24 protein-coding genes and 1 tRNA gene are annotated in these 19653 nt (G+C 59.6%); 10 read left to right on the plus strand and 15 right to left on the minus strand.

From position 1 onward, the window contains the following. Window positions 1-66: 66 nt before the first annotated feature. The 3 genes from LY631_RS14510 to LY631_RS14520 all read left to right on the plus strand — a co-directional run bounded on the left by LY631_RS14510 (window position 67) and on the right by LY631_RS14520 (window position 3072). Window positions 67-738, plus strand: coding sequence for a response regulator transcription factor (locus LY631_RS14510; RefSeq protein ID WP_274426306.1), 672 nt, complete (start codon window positions 67-69; stop codon window positions 736-738). Then, window positions 738-2072 (plus strand): sensor histidine kinase, encoded by a 1335-nt coding sequence (locus LY631_RS14515; RefSeq protein ID WP_274426307.1) that lies wholly within the window; start codon window positions 738-740, stop codon window positions 2070-2072. The genes LY631_RS14510 and LY631_RS14515 overlap by 1 nt, the downstream gene beginning before the upstream one ends. A gap of 67 nt (window positions 2073-2139) precedes the next feature. Then, window positions 2140-3072 carry a DUF3313 domain-containing protein gene (locus tag LY631_RS14520; RefSeq protein ID WP_274426486.1) on the plus strand — a complete coding sequence of 311 codons (933 nt, stop codon included), beginning with the start codon at window positions 2140-2142 and terminating at the stop codon, window positions 3070-3072. Window positions 3073-3529: 457 nt separating this feature from the next. Here LY631_RS14520 and LY631_RS14530 read toward each other — a convergent pair whose 3' ends face one another. Continuing rightward, complete coding sequence (locus LY631_RS14530) at window positions 3530-4201, minus strand: glutathione S-transferase family protein (protein ID WP_274426308.1); 672 nt, start codon at window positions 4199-4201, stop codon at window positions 3530-3532. 30 nt (window positions 4202-4231) lie between these two features. Next, complete coding sequence (locus tag LY631_RS14535; protein WP_274426309.1) at window positions 4232-5284, minus strand: aldo/keto reductase; 1053 nt, start codon at window positions 5282-5284, stop codon at window positions 4232-4234. Window positions 5285-5448: 164 nt separating this feature from the next. On the opposite strand from LY631_RS14535, the gene LY631_RS14540 reads away from it, so the two are divergent. The 5 genes from LY631_RS14540 (at window position 5449) to LY631_RS20515 (ending at window position 7759) form a co-directional block, all read left to right on the plus strand. Further along, on the plus strand, window positions 5449-6048 hold the full coding sequence (locus tag LY631_RS14540; protein ID WP_274426310.1) for a TetR/AcrR family transcriptional regulator: 600 nt from the start codon (window positions 5449-5451) through the stop codon (window positions 6046-6048). 207 nt (window positions 6049-6255) lie between these two features. Further along, complete coding sequence (locus LY631_RS20365) at window positions 6256-6549, plus strand: SDR family NAD(P)-dependent oxidoreductase (RefSeq protein WP_338000440.1); 294 nt, start codon at window positions 6256-6258, stop codon at window positions 6547-6549. Continuing rightward, window positions 6546-6878, plus strand: coding sequence for a hypothetical protein (locus tag LY631_RS20370; protein ID WP_338000441.1), 333 nt, complete (start codon window positions 6546-6548; stop codon window positions 6876-6878). Before LY631_RS20365 ends, LY631_RS20370 begins: the two co-directional genes overlap by 4 nt. After that, the gene (locus LY631_RS20375; RefSeq protein WP_338000442.1) at window positions 6875-7084 is read left to right on the plus strand and encodes a hypothetical protein; all 210 of its coding nucleotides are present in this window, start codon (window positions 6875-6877) and stop codon (window positions 7082-7084) included. Before LY631_RS20370 ends, LY631_RS20375 begins: the two co-directional genes overlap by 4 nt. A 198-nt stretch (window positions 7085-7282) precedes the next feature. Continuing rightward, entirely contained in the window at window positions 7283-7759 is a 477-nt protein-coding gene (locus LY631_RS20515; RefSeq protein WP_445082892.1) for an inositol monophosphatase family protein, read from the plus strand. Window positions 7760-8323: 564 nt separating this feature from the next. Here the strand turns inward: LY631_RS20515 and LY631_RS14560 are convergent. From LY631_RS14560 to LY631_RS14575, 4 genes are read right to left on the minus strand one after another with little or no spacing between them, the layout of a single operon-like run. Continuing rightward, entirely contained in the window at window positions 8324-9295 is a 972-nt protein-coding gene (locus tag LY631_RS14560; RefSeq protein ID WP_274426311.1) for an SDR family NAD(P)-dependent oxidoreductase, read from the minus strand. A gap of 58 nt (window positions 9296-9353) precedes the next feature. Continuing rightward, window positions 9354-10109, minus strand: coding sequence for an SDR family NAD(P)-dependent oxidoreductase (locus LY631_RS14565; protein ID WP_274426312.1), 756 nt, complete (start codon window positions 10107-10109; stop codon window positions 9354-9356). Window positions 10110-10157: 48 nt separating this feature from the next. Further along, window positions 10158-10358: a hypothetical protein gene (locus LY631_RS14570; RefSeq protein ID WP_274426313.1), complete on the minus strand. Its 201-nt coding sequence runs from the start codon at window positions 10356-10358 to the stop codon at window positions 10158-10160. Further along, entirely contained in the window at window positions 10346-10834 is a 489-nt protein-coding gene (locus tag LY631_RS14575; protein ID WP_274426314.1) for an NADPH-dependent F420 reductase, read from the minus strand. The genes LY631_RS14570 and LY631_RS14575 overlap by 13 nt, the downstream gene beginning before the upstream one ends. Window positions 10835-11248: 414 nt before the next feature. Between LY631_RS14575 and LY631_RS14580 the strand changes: the two genes are divergently transcribed. After that, window positions 11249-11833, plus strand: a complete 585-nt coding sequence (locus LY631_RS14580; protein WP_274426315.1) for a TetR/AcrR family transcriptional regulator — start codon at window positions 11249-11251, stop codon at window positions 11831-11833. 389 nt (window positions 11834-12222) lie between these two features. Here LY631_RS14580 and LY631_RS14585 read toward each other — a convergent pair. The 9 genes from LY631_RS14585 to LY631_RS14625 form a co-directional block, all read right to left on the minus strand. Next, a tRNA-Arg gene (locus LY631_RS14585) sits at window positions 12223-12299 on the minus strand. A 169-nt stretch (window positions 12300-12468) separates the two neighbouring features. Next, entirely contained in the window at window positions 12469-13923 is a 1455-nt protein-coding gene (locus LY631_RS14590; RefSeq protein WP_274426316.1) for a sensor histidine kinase, read from the minus strand. Between the two features lie 48 nt (window positions 13924-13971). Next, entirely contained in the window at window positions 13972-15402 is a 1431-nt protein-coding gene (locus LY631_RS14595; protein ID WP_274426317.1) for a dihydrolipoyl dehydrogenase family protein, read from the minus strand. A gap of 83 nt (window positions 15403-15485) precedes the next feature. Next, the gene (locus LY631_RS14600) at window positions 15486-16238 is read right to left on the minus strand and encodes a TVP38/TMEM64 family protein (RefSeq protein ID WP_274426318.1); all 753 of its coding nucleotides are present in this window, start codon (window positions 16236-16238) and stop codon (window positions 15486-15488) included. Window positions 16239-16410: 172 nt separating this feature from the next. Beyond that, a complete protein-coding gene (locus LY631_RS14605; RefSeq protein ID WP_274426319.1) occupies window positions 16411-16791 on the minus strand; it encodes a DoxX family protein in 381 nt (126 codons plus the stop codon). A 255-nt stretch (window positions 16792-17046) separates the two neighbouring features. Further along, the gene (locus tag LY631_RS14610; RefSeq protein WP_274426320.1) at window positions 17047-17190 is read right to left on the minus strand and encodes a hypothetical protein; all 144 of its coding nucleotides are present in this window, start codon (window positions 17188-17190) and stop codon (window positions 17047-17049) included. A gap of 31 nt (window positions 17191-17221) precedes the next feature. Further along, the gene (locus LY631_RS14615) at window positions 17222-17449 is read right to left on the minus strand and encodes an EF-hand domain-containing protein (RefSeq protein WP_274426321.1); all 228 of its coding nucleotides are present in this window, start codon (window positions 17447-17449) and stop codon (window positions 17222-17224) included. Between the two features lie 118 nt (window positions 17450-17567). After that, window positions 17568-18470 (minus strand): anti-sigma factor family protein, encoded by a 903-nt coding sequence (locus LY631_RS14620; RefSeq protein WP_274426322.1) that lies wholly within the window; start codon window positions 18468-18470, stop codon window positions 17568-17570. Beyond that, window positions 18467-18991 (minus strand): RNA polymerase sigma factor, encoded by a 525-nt coding sequence (locus LY631_RS14625; protein WP_274426323.1) that lies wholly within the window; start codon window positions 18989-18991, stop codon window positions 18467-18469. Before LY631_RS14625 ends, LY631_RS14620 begins: the two co-directional genes overlap by 4 nt. Window positions 18992-19209: 218 nt before the next feature. Here LY631_RS14625 and LY631_RS14630 point away from each other — a divergent pair, with 218 nt between their 5' ends. Next, complete coding sequence (locus LY631_RS14630; RefSeq protein ID WP_274426324.1) at window positions 19210-19614, plus strand: DUF4168 domain-containing protein; 405 nt, start codon at window positions 19210-19212, stop codon at window positions 19612-19614. The last annotated feature ends 39 nt before the right edge of the window (window positions 19615-19653 follow it).

Consider the following 19653-nt stretch of genomic DNA (forward strand, 5'->3'; position numbering starts at 1 on the left):
TCTATTCCCGCAATGCTGCTGCAATCTTGGCGGCAGACAAGGAGGAGGCGAGAAAGCGAAGGACGGATGAGACTTCTACTGATAGAGGATGAGCGGGAGTTGGCGAACGCGCTGTCGGCGGCGTTGGCCAAGCAGGGCATCGTCACCGATCATACGATGCAACTTGCGGACGCTTTCGAACTTACGCGCCAGCATGCCTACGACGCGATCCTCCTGGATCGCCGCTTGCCTGACGGTGAAGGGCTGACATTCATTCCAAAGTTGAGACGTTCGGGCACAGACACACCGATCATCGTGTTGACGGCAAGAAATGAGCCGTTGGAGCGGGTCAAGGGGTTGGATATTGGCGCCGACGACTATCTCGGCAAGCCTTTCCTTGTCGAGGAGCTGATGGCGCGTGTGCGCGCCGTGCTTCGACGGCCGTCCAATCTGGTAGAACCGAGCATCGTTGCCGGGCGGATGGTGATCAATCCGCTACACTTGAACGTCACGATCAATTCGGTCTCGCTCGATCTGCCCAGACGCGAGCTCCTCGTTCTCGTGGCACTCGCAAAGCGGAAGGAAAAAACCGTCCTGCGATCGACACTTGAAGCGGCGGTCTACAACTACGAAGACGAAATTCAGTCGAACGCGCTTGATGCGCATATTTCCCGGCTGCGCAAGCGGCTTCTGGATGCCGGCGCCGGCGTGACGATCCACAATATCCGGGGTGTCGGATATCTCCTGAAGGAAGAATAATGGGCGTGATGAGATCGAACCCGTCACTTTGGTGGAAGCTGAGCTGGCGACTCAGTCTCGTCATCGTTGCGGTGGTCGCCTCGGTGATCATAGGGCTTTGCATTTGGGCTACCACGATCATGTCGCCGAACATTGCCATGGAGGAGAAGATTGGTTCGGTGATAGCCGGGGCTGTAGTAAACGATAGCCAAGGAAGAATGGAACTGCTGGAGACGCCGGAGCTCAAGGCGCTCAAGGAGCAGAACAGAGGGCTTTGGTATGTTGCGGCCACCACGGCTGGCACTTCCGTTTCCTATGGCCCGGTCCCCCCAGCCTATGCCGCGCTCACTCATCTGGTGTATCTTTTTAATGACGCAGATATACGCGGGTCCGCCGCGACAAACGAGATCGCGACGATCGAAAACGTCGAAACAGCGGCAGGTGAGGTTCGCGTTCTGTTTGGCGGCGTGGCTAACAAAGGCTGGCCCGTTCTTGCCCTTTTGGCCAGGAGCTATCCGTTCTACGGGTCTTTGATCGCATTGGCCTTGCCGGCGATCTTTCTTGCTGTGCCTCGGATAGTGCGACGGGCACTTGAAAGGGTCAGTGAGGTCGCGCGTAAAGCATCGCAGCTTCAACCGCGCATGCACGGCGCGCGCCTCCCGGTGGACGGCATCCCCCAAGAAGTCGCGCCTCTGGTTATCGCGTTCAATGGAGCATTGGGGCGGCTTGAGAGTGAGATCAAGAAGCGCCAGCGCTTCCTGATCGATGCAGCGCACGAACTGAGAACACCGATCGCGATCATGCAGACGCGGATCGACGGGATGCCCGACGGACCGGAACGAAAACGACTGCTGGACGACGTTGCCCGACTGGCTGAGACGGCCGAACAGCTTCTCGATTTTGAGCGCAACGACCAGGCGGCCGATCTCCATGAAACGGTCGATCTCGTCGAAATCGTGCGAACCGTCGTTGCCAAACTCGCGCCCCTGGCGATTGCGGCCGGCTACCAGATTTCTTTTGAAAGTGAAGTCGAAAGCGTCGAACGCAGTGGGAGCCCTTCCGCTTTGCCAAGGGTGGTCAGCAATCTGGTTCGCAATGCGATCGATCATGGCGGCAATAGCGGAATGATCACGGTTTCAGTCTCAGCCGGAGGCCAGATCAACGTGACCGACGAAGGGCCTGGCATACCGGCGGAGCACCGAGAATTAGTATTCGAACCCTTCTATCGCGTTGCTCCCAAAAGCGAAGGCGCGGGTCTCGGCTTGAGCCTGGTGAAGCAGATCGTTGCAAATCACGGGGGTCAAATCAGCATCACGAGCCACCCAACAGGGACGGCCGTGGCAATTCAGCTTTGACGGAACCGCCGAACTCGCCGTATCGACGAGATGTAATGCTGCGGCAATCCTTCGTTCGCATGGTCGCCTGGAACATTCGCGACGGAGGTCAGAAAACGTGCTCAGCAATCTATTCACTAGATCATTCCATCGATTTGTCGGCCCCAAGCGAAAGTTTCCATTGAGAACTCTCTGTCTGGCCTTACCCCTGAGCTTGGTGGTAGCCGGATGTGCTTCCGTGCCCATGAAGGAGGCCGGAACGCTCACCTCCTACGCCAATCTCGGAGCGCCTGAGGGAAGGTTGGGCAAGAAGCGGCTGTATGTTGACGGGCAATATCTGGCCGCGGTGAAAACGGCCAGCATCATACCAACGACCTTCGCGTCGAACGCCGCATCACGCGTTAAATCGCAAGCCGATCGCTCGTTGGTTTCAAATGCACTGGACCGGGCGCTCTGTGTGGCACTAAGCGAAAAGTATCAGATGGTTCCGGCCGGCCGGCCGGCGGATCTCATGATCCGATCCGTCATCACCAATGTCGTTCCCACCAACAAGACAATGGCGGGAATTGCAACGGCAGTAACCGTAGGCGGTGGTTTCGCCTTGCCTACCGATGTTCCCTTCGTCAGCGTACCGCGCCTGCCCATCGGACTTGGAGGGCTGGCGGTCGAGGCAGAGGCAGTTGATAGCGGCGGTGTCCAGCGCGCGGCAATGGTATGGGCTCGCGGTGCAAACTCGATTCAGGACGATCCCCGTTATTCGGAAGTAGGCGACGCGTATGGCCTCGCCTCGACATTCGCGAGTGACTTTTCCGAGATTTTGATCACCGGCAAAGAACCGAAAATGCTGAACATCTCGCTCCCGTCGAGACATAAGGTACGGTCCTGGCTCGGTGGAAAGCCGAAATACGCCGCGTGTGAATCGTTCGGTCGAATGCCTGGGATATTCGGAGCCGCCGCGGCCAATTTCGGCCTGCCACCGCAGTGGACTGACAAGAAGCCGAAACCCGGCACGGCGCGTTGACCTGTTCCATAGGCACTGTGGGTATGCAGCCCAGATGCCGCTAACGATCAGCCGGTCGCGTGAATCGGTGATCGCCACCGTTGCAGCCAGCCTAGAGCGTGTCGACCGAAGTGCTGGGTTCAGGTATTGCTCGAATACGGTATTGGCGGTGATCGCCGCCGCTGTTGCCTCAGGCTGTTCCTCAGCGGCCGTTTTCCTTCCTGCCTCTAAAGCGCGTTCGGAGACATCGACACCCGTAACGGTCCAACCGCGCCGCGCAAGCCAGACTGCGCGATCGCGAAGCGCGCATCCCAAATCAAGAGCCCGGCCAAGCCGCCGATCGGCGACTTGAGGGGCCGGATGCGGACTGGCCGGCTTCGGGTCGAGCCAAGCGATAAGCGGCCATTCCGCTGCCACCCCTACGCCGGACATTTGCCTTGATCTGAGGATCAGGCCAATGCGGTCGCGAACTGTTCGATCAGTTCTCAGCCCCAGACACCATGTCCTCGTGATCGAAGGCCCAGTCGAGCGGACCTTCGAGTCGCCGGACGTGCTGAATCACGGGGAGCGATGCTACCCGCTCCATGAAGGCCAGGATGTTGGGATAATCTTCAAGCGAAAGATCGCCGAGCACCGACCAATCCAGGACGATGAGAGCGTAGCCGTCGATGACTGAGTACTGATCACCGAGGATGAAAGGCCTGTCCGCGAGCCTATCCTTGAGAACCTTCAGGGGCAGCGCAACCCGATCGTCATAGAAGGTTCGCAGCTTGGCTTTCGCCGCATCGTTTTCTTCCGCCCATACCCACACGATTTCCACCATTCTGGGATGCAGATCGGAGGCGATGAACGACAGCCAGCTTTCTGCCAGCACCCGCTCGATTGTACCCCGCGCTGGGAATAGGTTCTTCTCGGGCGCAAGATCGGCAATGAACGGCAACGTCGCCGCATTTTGCGTCAGCACCGTACCGTCATCGAGTACTATAGTCGGTGTCATAGCCATCGGATTCAGCTTGCGCACCTTGTCCGAGAGCGGATCGTCTAGATCACTGAGATTGACGCGAATAGCTTCATACTCGACTCCAGCCTCCTCCAAGGCGAAATGGTTTGCAGTCGAACACGCACCTGGTTTGTAGTAGAGAGTGATCATCAATACATCCTCGTTCTACGGATAGCGGGATTACGCCACAGGTCCTGCGGGCATCTCGATCTTTTCGGAGTTTCCGCCCGTAATCAGAGACCCGATTCGCGGATCATCGAGCACCGTGTAGGGGTAGACAGGCTCGGGCGCGCTCACCGCGTCGAGACGCGCAATCTGCTCGGGCGACAGCACCACCTTTGCCGCGGAAAGGTTGTTCTCGAGTTGGGCGAGAGTACGCGGTCCGAGAATGGGAAGCGAACCCTTGGCGGCGACCCAGGCGATCGCTACCTCGCTCGGCGTGACGCCGGCCTCTTCGGCCACCGCAATCAACGCGTCGAGGGTCGCGGTGCGCTGCGGCGAGTTTTCAGGATGGAACGCGGCCCCGGCGAAACCCTCCTGGCGTCCCTTCTCGCGGTCGGGTTTGCGGTATTTTCCGGTAAGGACGCCACCACCGAGCGGTGAGAAGGCCACGATGCCAAGACCAAGCGCATGACCGGCCTCCATAACCTCCCGCTCTGCAGTCCGGGCGACGAGGCTATGCTCGACCTGAAGAGCCGCGATTGGGGCGGCGTTGCGAAGCTCGGCAATGGTCGCAGCCCTGGCGATTCGCCATGCGGGAAAATTGGAAAGACCTGCATAAAGGATCTTACCCGCCCGAACGAGGTCATCGAAGCCCCGTACGACCTCCTCGAGCGGCGTGACGCCATCCGAGACATGGGCATAAAGGATATCAATTCGATCAGTCCTGAGCCGCTTCAAGCTCGCTTCGACGGATGAGACCATGGCTTGTCGGCTGTTGCCGGTGACGAGAATGCCCGAGCTCGAGTCAGTGATGCAGGTGTATTTCGTGCCCACCACGAAGTTGTCGCGCCGGCCTGACAGCAGGTCGCCCAGGAACTCTTCGGATTGCCCGTCCTGATAACCGTTGGCCGCGTCGAGGAAGTTGCCGCCTGCGTCGGCGTATGTGTCGAAGATGCGGCGGGCCTCATCCGCATCGGTGCCATGCCCCCAGCTCGTTCCGAAATTCGCGGTCCCGAGCACGAACTCGGAAACCCGCAGGCCCGTATGTTTACCAAAAACTTTGTAGCGCAAGGCGATATCTCCTTCTCAAACGCCCGACCAAGGCGAGGCGCGACCGGCCCCTCAGTCAGCTCACGTTTGAACCGACCTTGCCTTTTGATTGCGATTGCAATCTTAGTGACTTTCGTGGCGAGCGCAACTATAAAAATGGCATGGTGAACGGATAGGACCGTGAGATGCGAGTTTCGAAAGAGAAAGCTGCCGAGAATCGGGCTGCGCTGCTCCGAGCAGCAAGCGAGCTGTTTCGGCAGCGGGGAATTGATGGAGTCGGCGTAGCGGAGGTCGCAAAGGCGGCCGGGCTGACCCATGGTGCGCTCTATGCGCACTTCGCGTCGAAAGATGCGCTGGTGGCCGAAGCTTTCTCGTACGGGTTTGAGAGAAACCTCGAAGGCACCCGAGCATCGGCGCCTGATGAACGCCGCTCGTTTGAGGACCACCTCACCGATCTGTTCTCAATCCGAGCGCGTGACAATTTGACCGGCGGTTGCCCGATGACAGCTTCCGCCAGTGAGATTGGAAGACAAGGAGAGGACGTCAGTGCCAGGTTTGCAAGTGCCTTCGAGCGGGTCGCAAACGCGCTTGAAGAGTCCCTGGAAGATCAAATCCCCCAACCTGAGAGAAGGCGGCTTGCTATTGCCACTGTCGCGGCGCAAATCGGCGCCATCGTCGTGTCGCGCGCTGTGGCAAAGGCAAACAATTCTTTGTCGGATGAGGTTCTCAGGTCGACACGTGCGACAATTTCCGAAGCCGGCAAAATCGGGCCGCGCCGCAGCTGACGCGGTGAGTTAGCCGGTTGGACAGATCCAGGCGGAGGCATCACGAGCCCCGACGCAACCGTTAGTTCAAGTTGCGGCATTGATGGTTCCTGCACCAAGATTGAGCGGCTCGGCACCGCCAGATGCGCCTTTTGGTTTTAGATTGATCCAAACACCACAACCTGGAGCTTCCCAAGAGAAGCTGATCTTGACAGGGATCACTTGGCGATGACTGCACAACGAACAATACTCATTACCGGCGCGACGGATGGTCTGGGCCGCCGGACCGCGGAGCGTCTGGCCTCGTCCGGTGTGCTTCTGCTCGTCCATGGACGCAATGCTGTTCGCGGCAATGCTCTTGTTGCCGCGGTCGAGGCCGCGGGTGGATCTGCGATCTTCTATCAGGCGGACTTCGCATCGCTTCATGCTGTCCGCCGTATGGCGGAAGCGATTGCCGGCGCGCATGCCCACATTGATGTCGTCATCAACAATGCCGGCATTGCGGTGGAGAGCGGCGGGTGAGCGAGGACGGCCACGAACTTCATTTCGCGATCAACCATCTCGCACATTTCCTGCTGACCTGGATTCTGCGCCCGTGCCTGGGCCGGATGGGCCCTTCACGGGTGATCAACGTGGCGTCCGCGTCCCAAAGGCCGATCGACTTCGCGAACGTGATGCTCGAGCATGACTATGATGGGTATCGCACGTACTCCCAAAGCAAGCTGGCGAACATTATGCATTCCTTTGATCTTGCCCGTGAGTGGAGTGGGTCGAACGTGACGAGCGCGAGCCTTCATCCAGGCAGCCTGATGGAAACCAACTGGTTCGCGCCGCAGGCGGCCGTCCGATGACCCCTGTCGATGTGGGAGCGGATGCCGTTCTGGCAATGGTCAACGGTGCGGGTACTGCCATCTCCGGACGTTATTTCGATGGCCAAAGGGAGGCGCGTGCACATGCGCAGGCCTACGACCTTGAGGCGCGGCAGAAGCTGCGGCAGCTCAGCATGGAGCTTACCCGGCTCGGAATTGCACATGGTGATGACGATCAAGGCCTCTGACCGCTGTTGCCGCCTTCGAGGAAGGGGCGCATAGACTCAATATTGACGGTTTCAAAACCAAAGTTGAGCGCTTGCGCGTCACTGCGCGCTCTTCGGTTCTAAAGTGGTTTCGTACAAAAGCGTTTGATATGAGCGCCGGGAGAGTGGAGGCTGGCATCGACAATCCGGCAGGCTGGACGACAACCCACATCCGACGACGTGGCGCAACTGGCGGGAGTAGCCCGCTCAGCGGTCTCACGCCCATTCACGCAGGGCGCCAGTGTTTCGCCCCAAACACGTGAAAAGGTCTTGGAAGCGGCAGAAACGCTGGATTACAGGGTCAACAACGCCGCTTGCCGGAGGGCTGGTGGCAATCGGATCCAGCCAGGCGGATCATGCGGACCACATAGGACAGGTTATCAACACGGTAAGGCAGCCGGGGCCGTTTACATGCGCAATGGCTCGGCCGCTTTGAGCCTCGCCCATGTCGCAGCCGGCCACTACCTTGGCTATTACGAACCGGCACTTAGCGCTTGGGACTGCTTGGCTGGACTGCTCATCGTACAGGAGGCCGGAGGTGAGGGGGACGGTTGGCTCTCGAAAGACGAACTGGAAGGCAAGCGCCCTTGCCTTGCCGGTGCACCGCAAGTTGCACCGATTCTCCGGGCGATAATATTGAGCTGTGGTATTGCTTGACCCACGAGTGACACTCCATCCAGCCGGAAACGGGTCACAGTGGATATGAAGTCGCGGCTTGGCTCTCGCCGCTGACTTCTTCCAGTTCCGTCAATATACGGGCGCAGGCGAAGCATCCAACGACGGCGGAGGAAGGTGGCACCGAACCACTTGCGGAGAAGATGGGTAGATCGCCATCGGCGACAATCAACGCTTGGCGCCCGTTTTGTCCGCAACCGCGAGTTCCAACGCGTCGTAGGCAGGGTCTCCTTTCAGGAAGTGGCGAAGGCGCCTGAACGGCCAACTTGGAGCGCTTTGCCGACAAGAAGGGGCCGAACGCTGACCGGCAGGTGTTGGACGAACGGATAGTAAACGCTGTCGCAAATTGGGGCGATTTCTGAACGTTGATTGGTGGAGAAGTTGCTGGTGACTTAGTCTAAACAACCCGCGCGCATTCACCTCGCGACCACTTGCGGCATCGCCTAATGAACTAGACGGCTCACAGTTGCCTGGCTGGTCCTGCGAGCCGTCTAGCCGCGCACGAAAATGGAAGAGGTCATCGCGTTCGGATGTGCGGGATCGTCTTTACGACGCCGCGCTTATCAATTCCTCGCTTTTCGCCCAAAGTTGCTTAGCTTTCTCAGCGTCTAGTGCATACGACCTCACTCCATCGGCAAATGGATTGGGTGAGTCATCAATCGGTGCGACCGAACAATCTTCGAGATAGTGCCCCCCGATTTCGTCTTTGTTCGCCACGACTGCGGCCCAGACTGACGTTGCTGCCGCCTGTGGGACTTCTTTTAGCTCTGCCGGCTGAAGACCCGCGTCGGCACGCGCTTTTCCAACATTAGCGAGAAGGCCCTGCACGTCTTCCGGTGACAGATGGCGGGTGAGGCCGGTACCACCGCTGTTCCCCGGCATGACCGACGCAGCCCGGATGCCACGATCGCGATGCCGGCGGTCGAACTCCGCTGCGAAGAGAGACGTCGCCGTCTTCGAGCGGCCATAGGCGACCCATGGATCGTATGTCTGCCGCTCAAAATTCGGATCGGCGAGATCGACATCGGCGATCCGATGAGCCTGTGACGACACCATCACCAGACGCCCATCATCGGCAAGCAGCGGTTCAATCCGATTGACCAGAGCGAAATGTCCAAGATAGTTGATCCCGAACTGGATTTCGAAGCCGTCGACCGTCCGTCCGAAGGGCGTTGCCATAACGCCGGCATTAGCGATGATAACATCGAATGGTTTGCCGTCAGCCAAGAGTTTATCCGCGCTGGCGCGTACGCTGCTTAGTGATCCCAGGTCGAGCTCGATCAATTCCAGGCTGCCACCTCCTTGCAGCGCGTCCTCACAGACCAGTGCGGTGGCCGGCTCGGCTTTGGCGAGGTCCAAATCCGCACCGACAATGCTGGCCCCGTGAGAGGCCAGCGATCGGCCAGTTTCGAGCCCGATGCCCGAGGAGATGCCGGTAATGAGAATGTGCTTTCCCTTGAGGTCGATGCCGGAAAGTACATCGTCGGCGGTCGATTTTGCGCCAAACTTCTGGTTCATCGTTCTTCCTTTGATTGCGCGTGAGGCTTCAAGTTATCTCTGGACCGATCTTCGCCGCTCAGATCTGGTATCCGCCGGCCACATCCAGGGCGCCTCCGCTGATGTAGTCCGCGTTCGGACCTGCGAAGAAGCAAACGGTCGCGGCCACCTCTTCCACGGTTGCGACCCGGCGGATCGCATGAAGATCCATCACCGCTTCCGGCACGTTGTGGGCTGTGGCCGACGCCATGTCCGTTGGCATGATGCCTGGCTGCACGACATTCACGGTGATGTTCCGCGGGCCAAGATCACGTCCGATGGCTTTCGCATACCCGGCGATTGCCGCCTTGGTGCCCGTGTAGTCCGCCGCGCCCGGAAACGCGGTACGGCTGGCAATCGCCGAGCCTATGAAGATGATACGTCCACCGTCCGACAGCTTTTGCGCCGCGGCCCGCGTTGTCGCCACCGCGCCGAGCACATTGACGTGCCACATGCGGTCCAGTTCATCGGCATTGAGTTGCGGGTCGTCGACCTTCTTGCCCTGAACCGCGATGCCCGCATTGTTCACGAGGATATCGAGCTGGCCGAAGTGTGAGACGACTGCGTCGATCAAGGTCTTGGCGGATGACAGGTCGGCCTGGTCGCTTTTGATCGCGACGGCGCGCACGCCCTTTGCCTTTAGTTTCTCGACGACGACGTCGGCCTTCTCGGCAGACGCCACATAGCTGACCGCAACATCAGCTCCTTGTTCGGCGAGAGCTTCGGCAGTGGCCGCTCCAAGCCCGCGCGACCCGCCAGTTACGAGTGCAACCTTGCCTATCAATGTCTTCTGCATGAAATAACCTCTCTGTGCATAATTGGACGTCCTTGTCCGGTTGGCTGATTACTTGCAGGCACGCTGGGTGCCCTCAGGCTGGGTGATGCGTCGCGCTCTGGCGAGGTTTGCCTTCAGTTCCAGCGCGGTCTGGTGCTCGTGCGCGATCCAGGCGGGTTGGCCTGGGCCGCTGCGCCAGGACTCGCTGAGTGGACTGTTGTCGACCGTGTCGAAGCCAAACTGGTCGTACAGCCGCGTCACGAGTTCCACGGCTTCGGGGTAGTTGCTCGGAACCGAAAGCGCATGACGGTTGGGAGCACCAGGCGGCTTGGCCAAGATGAAGAGGGGGGCGCCTGGATGTGGGTGAAGGCCTTGGCCACCTTCGAAGTGGGCAGCTGCTCCTGGCGGAGTTCGTGAACTGTCTTCTCTCCGGAGTCGATGACGGGGAACTGGCCATCTCGCCAGGGCATGTAGTTGTTCGTGTCGAGCACGATCTTGCCCGCGAGCTGCTCCACAGGCATATCGTTGGCGAGCTTCAGGGGGACGGCCACCACGACAAAGTCGCCCGCCTCTGCGGCGCCGGCCGCAGTCGCAGCCCAAGCGCGGGGCCCGAGTTCGGCGACAAGACCTTTCAAGGTCTCGGCTCCGCGGGAGTTGGCGATGACGACCTTGTAGCCGATCGCAGTGGCCGCACGCGCGATCTGGCTGCCGACCTCGCCGGCGCCAATGATGCCGATGGTCGTCATAAGCCGCCGCCGCAGAGCGAGGGCTTGCCGACATTCATGTCGGCCTGATCGGTGTTAATCGCGATGGCGTGCACGCCGGTCTTTTTCAACTGTTGAATGACCGCCTCTGCTTCTATCTGCTTCTATTGCTGACGTGACGCAGCCGATCGCAACGTCAGTACCCTGGGCCACCGGCATAAAGGCGGCCGCAGCTCCAAGTCCCAGAGACTCCCCGGCGGTCAGAGCAGCCTTGTCCTTCAACGCGTTCGACATGAGAACCCTTTCGGCACACGATCAGGACACTTCCTCGTCCCTTGGCAGGTGGAAGCGCTTTGATTTCGTAATAACTGTTACTATAATGAACGGTATGAAATTGGACACGAGCTGTCAAGTAGTTTATTAACGGCCATTATGAAAACATGCTGAGGTGTGCTGATGGGACGCCATCGTGAATTTGACGTGGAGAAGGCGCTCGACGCTGTACTGTGCGTCTTCTGGCGCAAGGGTTACGAGGGGGCCTCCTACACCGACCTCACCGAGGCTGCCGGTGTGGAGAGGCCGGCACTCTATTCCGCCTTTGGCAACAAGGAAGCGCTCTTCCGCCGAGCCCTGGCTCGCTACTACGAGCGGTACATGGACTTCATTCCAGAGGCGCTTCAGCGCCCGACGGCGCGGGAAGTTGCTGCGCACATCCTGTACAGTTCAGCCGATCTCCATACACGTTATCCCAGCCATCCAGGTTGTCTTAACATCAACGGAGCCTTGGCGGGGTCGGATGAAGCGGAGCCTATACGACACGCGTTGATAGATGTTCGCGCCGCGGGAGAGGCGCAACTTCGTGAACGCTTCGAACGCGCAAAGGCAGAGGGCGATTTATCCGAGACGGCCAAACCTGATGCGCTTGCGGCATTCGTGATGGCTGTCGGTCACGGAATGGCAGTGCAGGCCAAGGCCGGCTTTACCCGAGACATGCTAGAGGCTGTTGCTGAGCAAGCGCTTTCCACTTGGCCAACCAGGTAGTTCCACACGTTCCGGAAAGTCACCCTGAACCTTGCCTGCGAGCAATCTCTTCCCCGAACCGGCGGATTAGCGTGCGCTCTACAAGCAGATGTATCCGAAGGACCTCTCGAAACCACAGCTGGAAGACATCTGAAATGAACGGCAACTTACAGGACAGCCATCAGGGCGTTGAATGTCGTAGATGGGCGCGCAGCTGAGATCTTTGAAGTGCGGAGCAAACTTCTGCTTCAGGTCAAACCTGCTGGTTCGTGGAGAAACCCTTTGCAACCACCGACTGCCTTCCATCGACATCTGGGCACGAACAGTTTTGCTTAAAAGGTCAACAACACTGCCTCAACGGCAACATAGTTGCCAAAAGCAAAATAGCGCTGCAATGGACAAAAGCGAAATGGCGCGCCCGGGAAGATTCGAACTCCCGACCCCCAGATTCGTAGTCTGGTGCTCTATCCAGCTGAGCTACGGGCGCAGAGGACCGCTCCGGTAGGCGCAAGCGCCTGCTCAAAGCGAACGCCGCCTACCTAACGACTGAAGACGGCAAAAGCAAGCGGTCATGTGAATTTCCTGCAGCTTATCCAAATGCGGGCTCCGGAAAATTCACCTGCCGTGAGCTAAAGGCTGATATACCAAGGAATATATCAACTCTCGCCATCAGGTATGCTGATCGCAAAGGTGGTGTGTCCCGGTCTACTCTCGAGCAGATCGATCTTGCCGCCATGGGCACGCACGAGTTCGTTGGCAATGGCCAAACCCAGGCCCGTGCCCCCACTGCGGGCCGAGCCGCGGAAGGCGGCGAAGAGATTTTCGCGCGCTTTTTCCGGCAAGCCGGGGCCGGTGTCCCTGACCAGAATCCGCACGACACCGTCCTTGCGCTCCGCGGAAACGGTCAGCTTGCGCACGACCACCACATCCGATTCTACCGCCATCGCCTGGATCGCATTCCGGCAGAGATTGGCTAGGACGCGGAAGAGCTGATCGCTGTCCGCGTGGATTTCGAGGTCATCCGAAACATCGTTGACGAATTCTATCTCGCGCCCGGGATCGAAGGCGAGCATCGCCCGCGCATCCTCGACCAGCGGACGAAGACGGAGCCGGCGCCGCTGCGGCGGTGCTTCCTGGGTTCGCCCATATGCAAGCACACCTTCCGTGTAGGAAACCGCTCGGTCTAGCGTGCGCACCAGCTTCGGAGCCAAAGACTGCACGGTGGGATCGTCGATCATGGACAACCGGTCGGACATGAGCTGCGCGGAAGCCAGCATGTTGCGCATGTCATGGTTGATCTTCGAGACCGCGAGGCCGAGATCGGCCAGACGCTTGCGCTCACCGAGCGTACGATGGAGGGTTGCCTGCATGTCCGCCAGTTCATACTCGGCGACGCCGATCTCGTCATTCCGGTTCTCCGGCTTGATGATACGGCCTGAATCGTCCGGTGCGGCCGCAAACTCCAGCATGGACTGCGTCATCGCGCGGATCGGCCGGATCATGATGCGGTTAATCGCGTAGAAGACCAAAGTGGCGGTGAAGAGCGAAATGATCAGCGAGAGAAGTGCTACATTGCGCGCGTATATCAGCATGGCCGAACGCAAATAGGACTCGTCAATCACGATCTCGTACTGGGCTGGGTTTTCCCCGACGCGGCCATAAACGCGCATAATCCTGTCGCTGCCAAATAACATCGTATCGAAAGCCTGCCGAATCGCTTCCAGCGGACCTATGCCGTCGAGGTCTATGTGCAGATCGACCTGCGGCGGCATTTCCGAGACGATCATCAGCCGCGAAGTGCCTCCGTCGCGAACGGCGATGGCCTTGGCGCCAGTGGTTATGAGAAGCTCGCGGCGGGCTTCCGGGCTGAGGCCCTGCGTCTGGCCGCCATCGGTCAGGACGATGCTGGCCACCGCCACCGTGCGCAGGCGCTGGTTCATCCACTCCAGGCCAAAATTGGCCACAGACGGTATGAAGATGAGCACTTCCGCAGCCATGACGAAAAGGATGGTCAGCAGGAGCAGCTTGGTTGAAAGTCCTCCCGTCAACGGGACAGCGCCGGACTGCGTCTTTTCCGCCCCGCTCGTTTCGCGCTCCTGCCCGCCAGCCATGCCGCTTCCCGATTCTCACCCGGTGGCGGCTCTATGCCGCACTGGAGATTATCCGAATAACCGCAGAAAGCGTATCAGTCCATGCACTGCCGGTTTGGCAGCCATTCCGGAAAAATAACCGATGGCCGCTCTTTTTCCGATTTCGGAGCGAGTCGGATAGGGAGCAACGTAGGCGGCGATGTCCTGGATCTTCATGCGGCGGGAGATGGCCAGGGACCAAAAGCTGATCAACTCCCCCGCTTCACTGCCGACAATCGAAGCTCCGAGAATACGCCCCCCCCGCCCGACAACGAGCTTGATGAAACCGGCGGTCGCCCGCTCGGCTCGTGCACGATCGTTTTCCGCAAGCGGGCTACGCAGCACTGTAACGGCCATGCCCTGCTTTCGTGCATCCGCTTCTGTAAGGCCAATATGGGCGAGTTCGGGATCGGTATAGGTCACCCAGGGAATGATGTCCCGCTTTTCCATAGCCGGCAGGCGAAACAGCAGTGCGCGCACCACAAGCCCCGCGTGATAATTGGCCACGTGCGTGAACTGCAGTCCGCCCGAGACGACATCGCCGATGGCATAGACGCGGCGGTTGGTGGTGCGCAGCTTGTTCGAAACCTTGATACCGCTGGGATCGAAGTCGATTCCGGCGCGCTCCAGCGCCAGCGCGCCGACATTGGCCCGCCGCCCCGTCGCCACAAGCAGGTGTGAGCCCTCTATAGTCAGCGGTTTGCCGTCGCGCTCGACATGGATCCGAACGCCGGACGTGCCATGGCTTTCTACCCGCTGCACCTTGGCGTTTTCGAGGATTTTCACGCCTTCTTCCCGCAGCGTTTCGACGACGACCGACGCCAGTTCCGGATCGTCTTTGCCGAGCGCGGTTTGCGCTTCGACGACACTTACACGAGCGCCCAGCCGGCGGTGCGCCTGCGCAAGCTCCAAACCGATCGGCCCGCCACCGATGACGACCAAGTGCTCCGGCTTTTCAGTGCGCTCGAAAATGGTTTCGTTGGTGAAGTAGGGAGTGGTTTCGAGCCCGGCAATCGGCGGCACCATAGGCGAGGAGCCGGTGGCAATCACGAAGCGGCGAGCGCGAATCTCATAGTCTCCCGCGACGACCGTGCCGGCGTCCCGAAAGTGCGCCTCTTCCTGAATGACCTTGACGCCGAGCTCGGTAAAGCGCTCGACCGAATCGTGCGGCGCTATGGATGCAATGACATCTCGTACGTGCTGCATCACCTGATCAAAATCGACCTGAGGATCGACATTAGCCACACCGAAGCGCGCGCTATGGGAAACCCGCTGCGCCTGCTTGGCCGCTGCCAGCATGGATTTCGACGGCACGCAGCCGTAGTTAAGACAATCGCCACCCATCCTGCCGCGCTCGATCAGCACGACGGGCACGCCGAACGCGGCTACCGCGGCCGCGACCGTCAGTCCGCCCGAGCCCGCGCCAATCACACAAACATCCGGCTTCAGCAATGTAGCCATGAAATTCTACTCCTAAAGCTTAGGACGCGTGACGGGCGCCGCGGCGCAGCCAATAGCGAGATCCCAAACGGGCTTTCATGCAGTCAGGGGAGTTTCGCCGCGCTCAGTTTCTTTACGATTACCGGAATGGCAACGACAACAGCGAGCGCAGCGAATGCAAGTGTGAGCTGCGGAGTTACCAGATCGCCGAGCATCAGGTCCTGGCCGGATTCCGCCGCGGAAACCAGGGAAGTCTCCAGTCCATGCCCGAGATAAGCAAAGGCGAATGTTCCCGGCGCAATGCCCAGCGCCGTCGCCCCGACATAGGTTCTGATCGGGACATTGAACGCGGCCGGCATGACATTGACCAGCCAGAAGGGGAAAACCGGAGCTAGCCGCAAAATCAAGAGGTAGCCAAACGCGTCCTTCTCGAACCCCTCAGCCACACGGGTGGCACGTTTCCCCAACCGCCGCCTCACGAAATCACCGCACGCCGTGCGCGCCGCCAGAAAAAGCAGCGTCGCGCCGATCGTGGCGGAAACGATGACCAGCGCCCCGCCCAAAACCCACCCGAAGAGGAATCCTCCAGCAATCGTCAGCAGGGAGGCCACGGGCAAGGAGGCCGCAACGGCAGCTATGTATAGGAGTGCAAACAGGGTGGGAGCGAGAAGCGGGTAGGCAGCCACATAGGCACCGAGGACCGCGCGGCTTTCCGCCAGACGGGAAAGGGTAAGATGAGTGTGCCAGCCCATCGCATAGACGAAGCCGAGCACCAAAACGACAAAGAGCAATGGCAGGAAGCGCCAGACAGAGCGCTTTTTGCTGTTATTCTCTAAGCTTGTTTCAGTTTCAGACATACCTGTGGGTCCTGCAAGCGATTGCACCTACATGACCCTTCTGACCGCGGTCCGCAACGCGTGCGAGGAGGTCTCACCAGGTTGTGACACCCGTGATGTTGCCTCTCACCGGAAAGTGAGAGGCATCTTACGGTCATCGAGGTCGCCCACGGGCAAGCCTCGAAGATGCCGGTCAGCGACGAGCGTCGATAGACAGAGCACCGGCGCCGTGGGCCGTCAGCACGAAAAAGCCGCCTGCAATCGCGAGATTTTTCATGAATTGCGTGACCTGGCCCTGGTCGCCGAAATCGAAATGGCCGATCAGGGCCGTGCCAATCGTGAAAAGTCCGAGGACAAACGCGGCGACCCTCGTTTGAAAACCAACGAGAACCGCGATCCCACCGACGAACTCGATCAGAGCGACGATCCAGGCTGTCACAATCGGCAGCGGGAGCCCCAGGCTGCCGAGGTAGCCCGCCGTACCACCGATATCGGTCAGCTTTCCGAACCCGGAAATAATGAAAATGGTCGCTAGAAGAACGCGGCCGAGCGCCAGGAGAGCCGTATCGGACATATGAAATTTCCTGCTGATGTTGACATTGATCCGGCTCCATATCGCCATTTCGCCAACAACGCCACACAACATCCTGTTGACGGTGTGTTGCCGGAACGCTGAATTATAGCATGGGCTCGGTCATAAACCGACAGCCCCGAAAACGATGGCCAGCAGTTTGGTCTCTGCCATCGTGGGCGGTCTTGGAATTCTGGAACAAGACGGGAAATAAAAAGGGGCGCAGAGCGCCCCTTTTTACTGGCATCGCACGGAGCCTTACTGAGCCGGCTGGGCCGGATCGGTCGTCCCTGCGCCGCCGTCCATGGCGCCATCACCGTCCGGCGGAGCTTCACCGCCTTCGCAAGCAGCCAAGGCAAACAGGCCAAGGGCCGACACTGCGGCAATCAACAATTTCTTCATGGTACTATCCTCCTTTCTTGGGTGGTCAGGTTTAGTCGCTGACGATCGCAGAGAACTCCTCAGGACCGAGATCACCACTTCCATCGGCGTCGATCGCACTGAAGGTTTCCTCCGCAAGATCCGGGAGCACGGCCCGCAGTTCCGGAAGCGTAATCGCCCCGCTCTGATCGATGTCGATCGACTCAAAATCGACCGCCTGCGCCAGAGCGGGACCGGCAAAAGCAGCGGCGATAACGGCTATGAGGGTATGCTTCGTCAAAATTGACCTCCGTCTCGTTGAGTTCGGGCCACGCCTTTTGGCATCGCCCAGCTTCCCCTGCCCAAAGAGAAATTTCCGTTCTCGCCTTCCGCAGCCGTAATCGTGTTCGTTCACATGGCTAGTTGAATTGATGCTGAACCGGCGGGATGGTGCTTGAAGGTTGTTGAGTACCCCCCGCGGGGTCCTCGCTTGCAATCGAATCACTTTCGCCGCCAAAGCCTGCGGGCGCTTCGTCGAGAAAATGGGCCTGCTCCACCGCATCCCGCACAACCTCGGGCAGTTGCTGCGCACCCTTGTCCCGATCTTCGACAGCCAAGGCGTAACCCATCGGTCCGTCCGACCAGTGATGAACAGTCAAGCCGTCTTCCTCGGCGTGGATCATGGACGCGCTCTCCGCACGTTGATTGAGATGCATGAACAGGTTCACCGTGCTGTCGTCCGCGCGATAGACCAGATGCATCATGTCATGGCCACCGATCTCGACCCGTTTGCGCTGGGTAAGCTCATATCCGTTGACGCTCAGGTCTGGCAGGGGGACTTCGAGCAAAACACTTCTGGACGGCGAGGAGATCAACGTACCGCCGATCGCCTGGGCGGTGCCTGCTCCCATAGCCATCTGAGTTCCCGCGTTGTCTGAATAATGGCCGGCGATCTCCTGCAGCAACTCGCGAGAGACGGTGACGGCTTCGTCGCCATGCTGACCCGCATACCAGCCAATCCCCGCGGCCAGAGTAGCGGCCGCCAGGCTAGCGGCTATTGATGTCGGCAGGTTGCGCTGGCGGCGCTCCGGTTCGCGGACCGCGCGCAGCAGCCGCGCCGGCACCGGACGATGCAGTTCCCCGGCATACGCGTCGCGAATGGCCTCGTTATCCCGCATGATGTCCTGGACCCGCGCGGCATCAACGGGATTAGCTTCCAGATAGGCCTCCACGGCAGCCTTGCGCGCCGTGTCGTCATCCAGAAGGCCATCCGCATAGGCCATCAGATCGATCTCGCAAATATCGTCCAGGGCGCTTGTCATTTTACCATTCTCAACTTGACCGGCTCTTTCGCACTGGGCGTAAATTCTCGGAACTGGCGCAAGGACTCCCGTGCCCGCGAAAGACGTGAACGAACCGTACCCACGGGTACGCCGACGATTTCGGCAATCTCGTCATAGGGCATACCCTCCAAAGCGGCGAGGAGGAGCACGGCGCGTTGATCCGTAGGCAATTGCTCGAGCGCCTCGGCAATCTTGAGGTAGTCGACCCGCGCCTCCTGATTGGCCGGCTGGTTCACCGCATTGTCTATGACCTCGGTGTCCGCCGACACCACATCGGTGCGCATCTTCCTGTGATGATCGATGCTCTGGCGGTAGAGTATGCGAAACAGCCAACTGCGTATGCTGCCGCGGCGTTGCCAGAGATGGCGCTTGCGCAGCGCTCGCTCCAGACAATCCTGAACGATCTCGTCGGCCATGTCCCGGTCGCGGGTCAGAGCGAACGCGTAGCGGCGCAGATGCGGTATTTGTCGTTCGATCATCCATTTCAATTCGTCGGACATGCCGCTCCCACGCTTTGGCGCATCTATTTTCCCGCCGGGTACAAGAAGGACGGGACTTGTTTGTGATCAGTTCCAAGAAAACTGCAGGAGCAGTGAAATCCCTCTGCGGACGGAACTCATTCCTCTGCCGGTCCGTCCTTCCAACAGGGCCTGGACTCAGACCCCGGTTGAGCGACCTCCATCGCCTTCCGCCGACTTATTCAAAGGAGAATGATCTTATGGAACTTCGCTTGAAGACACTCGCAACCGCCGCCGCTTCGAGCTTCTGCCTGGCACTCGCCTCCGGAGTTGTCCCGGCTCATGCTCAGGAAACACAGCAACAACAACAGCAGCCTCAGCAGCAGCAAGTCCCGGGAGCCGAGGTGGATGACGCCACCTTGCAGGCTTTCGCCGAAGCCTCGCTCGAGGTGGAAGAGGTGATCGCTGAGTGGACACCGCGCATCGAGGAAGCCGGCGAGGGCGAACAGGCGAATGAGCTGCGCGCCACCGCGAACCAGGAGATTGCGGAAGCCGTGCGCTCCAACGGCATTGAGATCGAGACCTACAACCAGATCTATCAACTGGCCCAGGCAGATCCACAGGTTGCCAACCAGATCCAGCGCTATCGTCAGGGATCGCAGTAAGTCTGCGATTGGCCACCGGGATTCCCGGTGGCCACTTCG

The organism is Chelativorans sp. YIM 93263 (assembly GCF_028767125.1).
Lineage (GTDB): Bacteria > Pseudomonadota > Alphaproteobacteria > Rhizobiales > Rhizobiaceae > Chelativorans.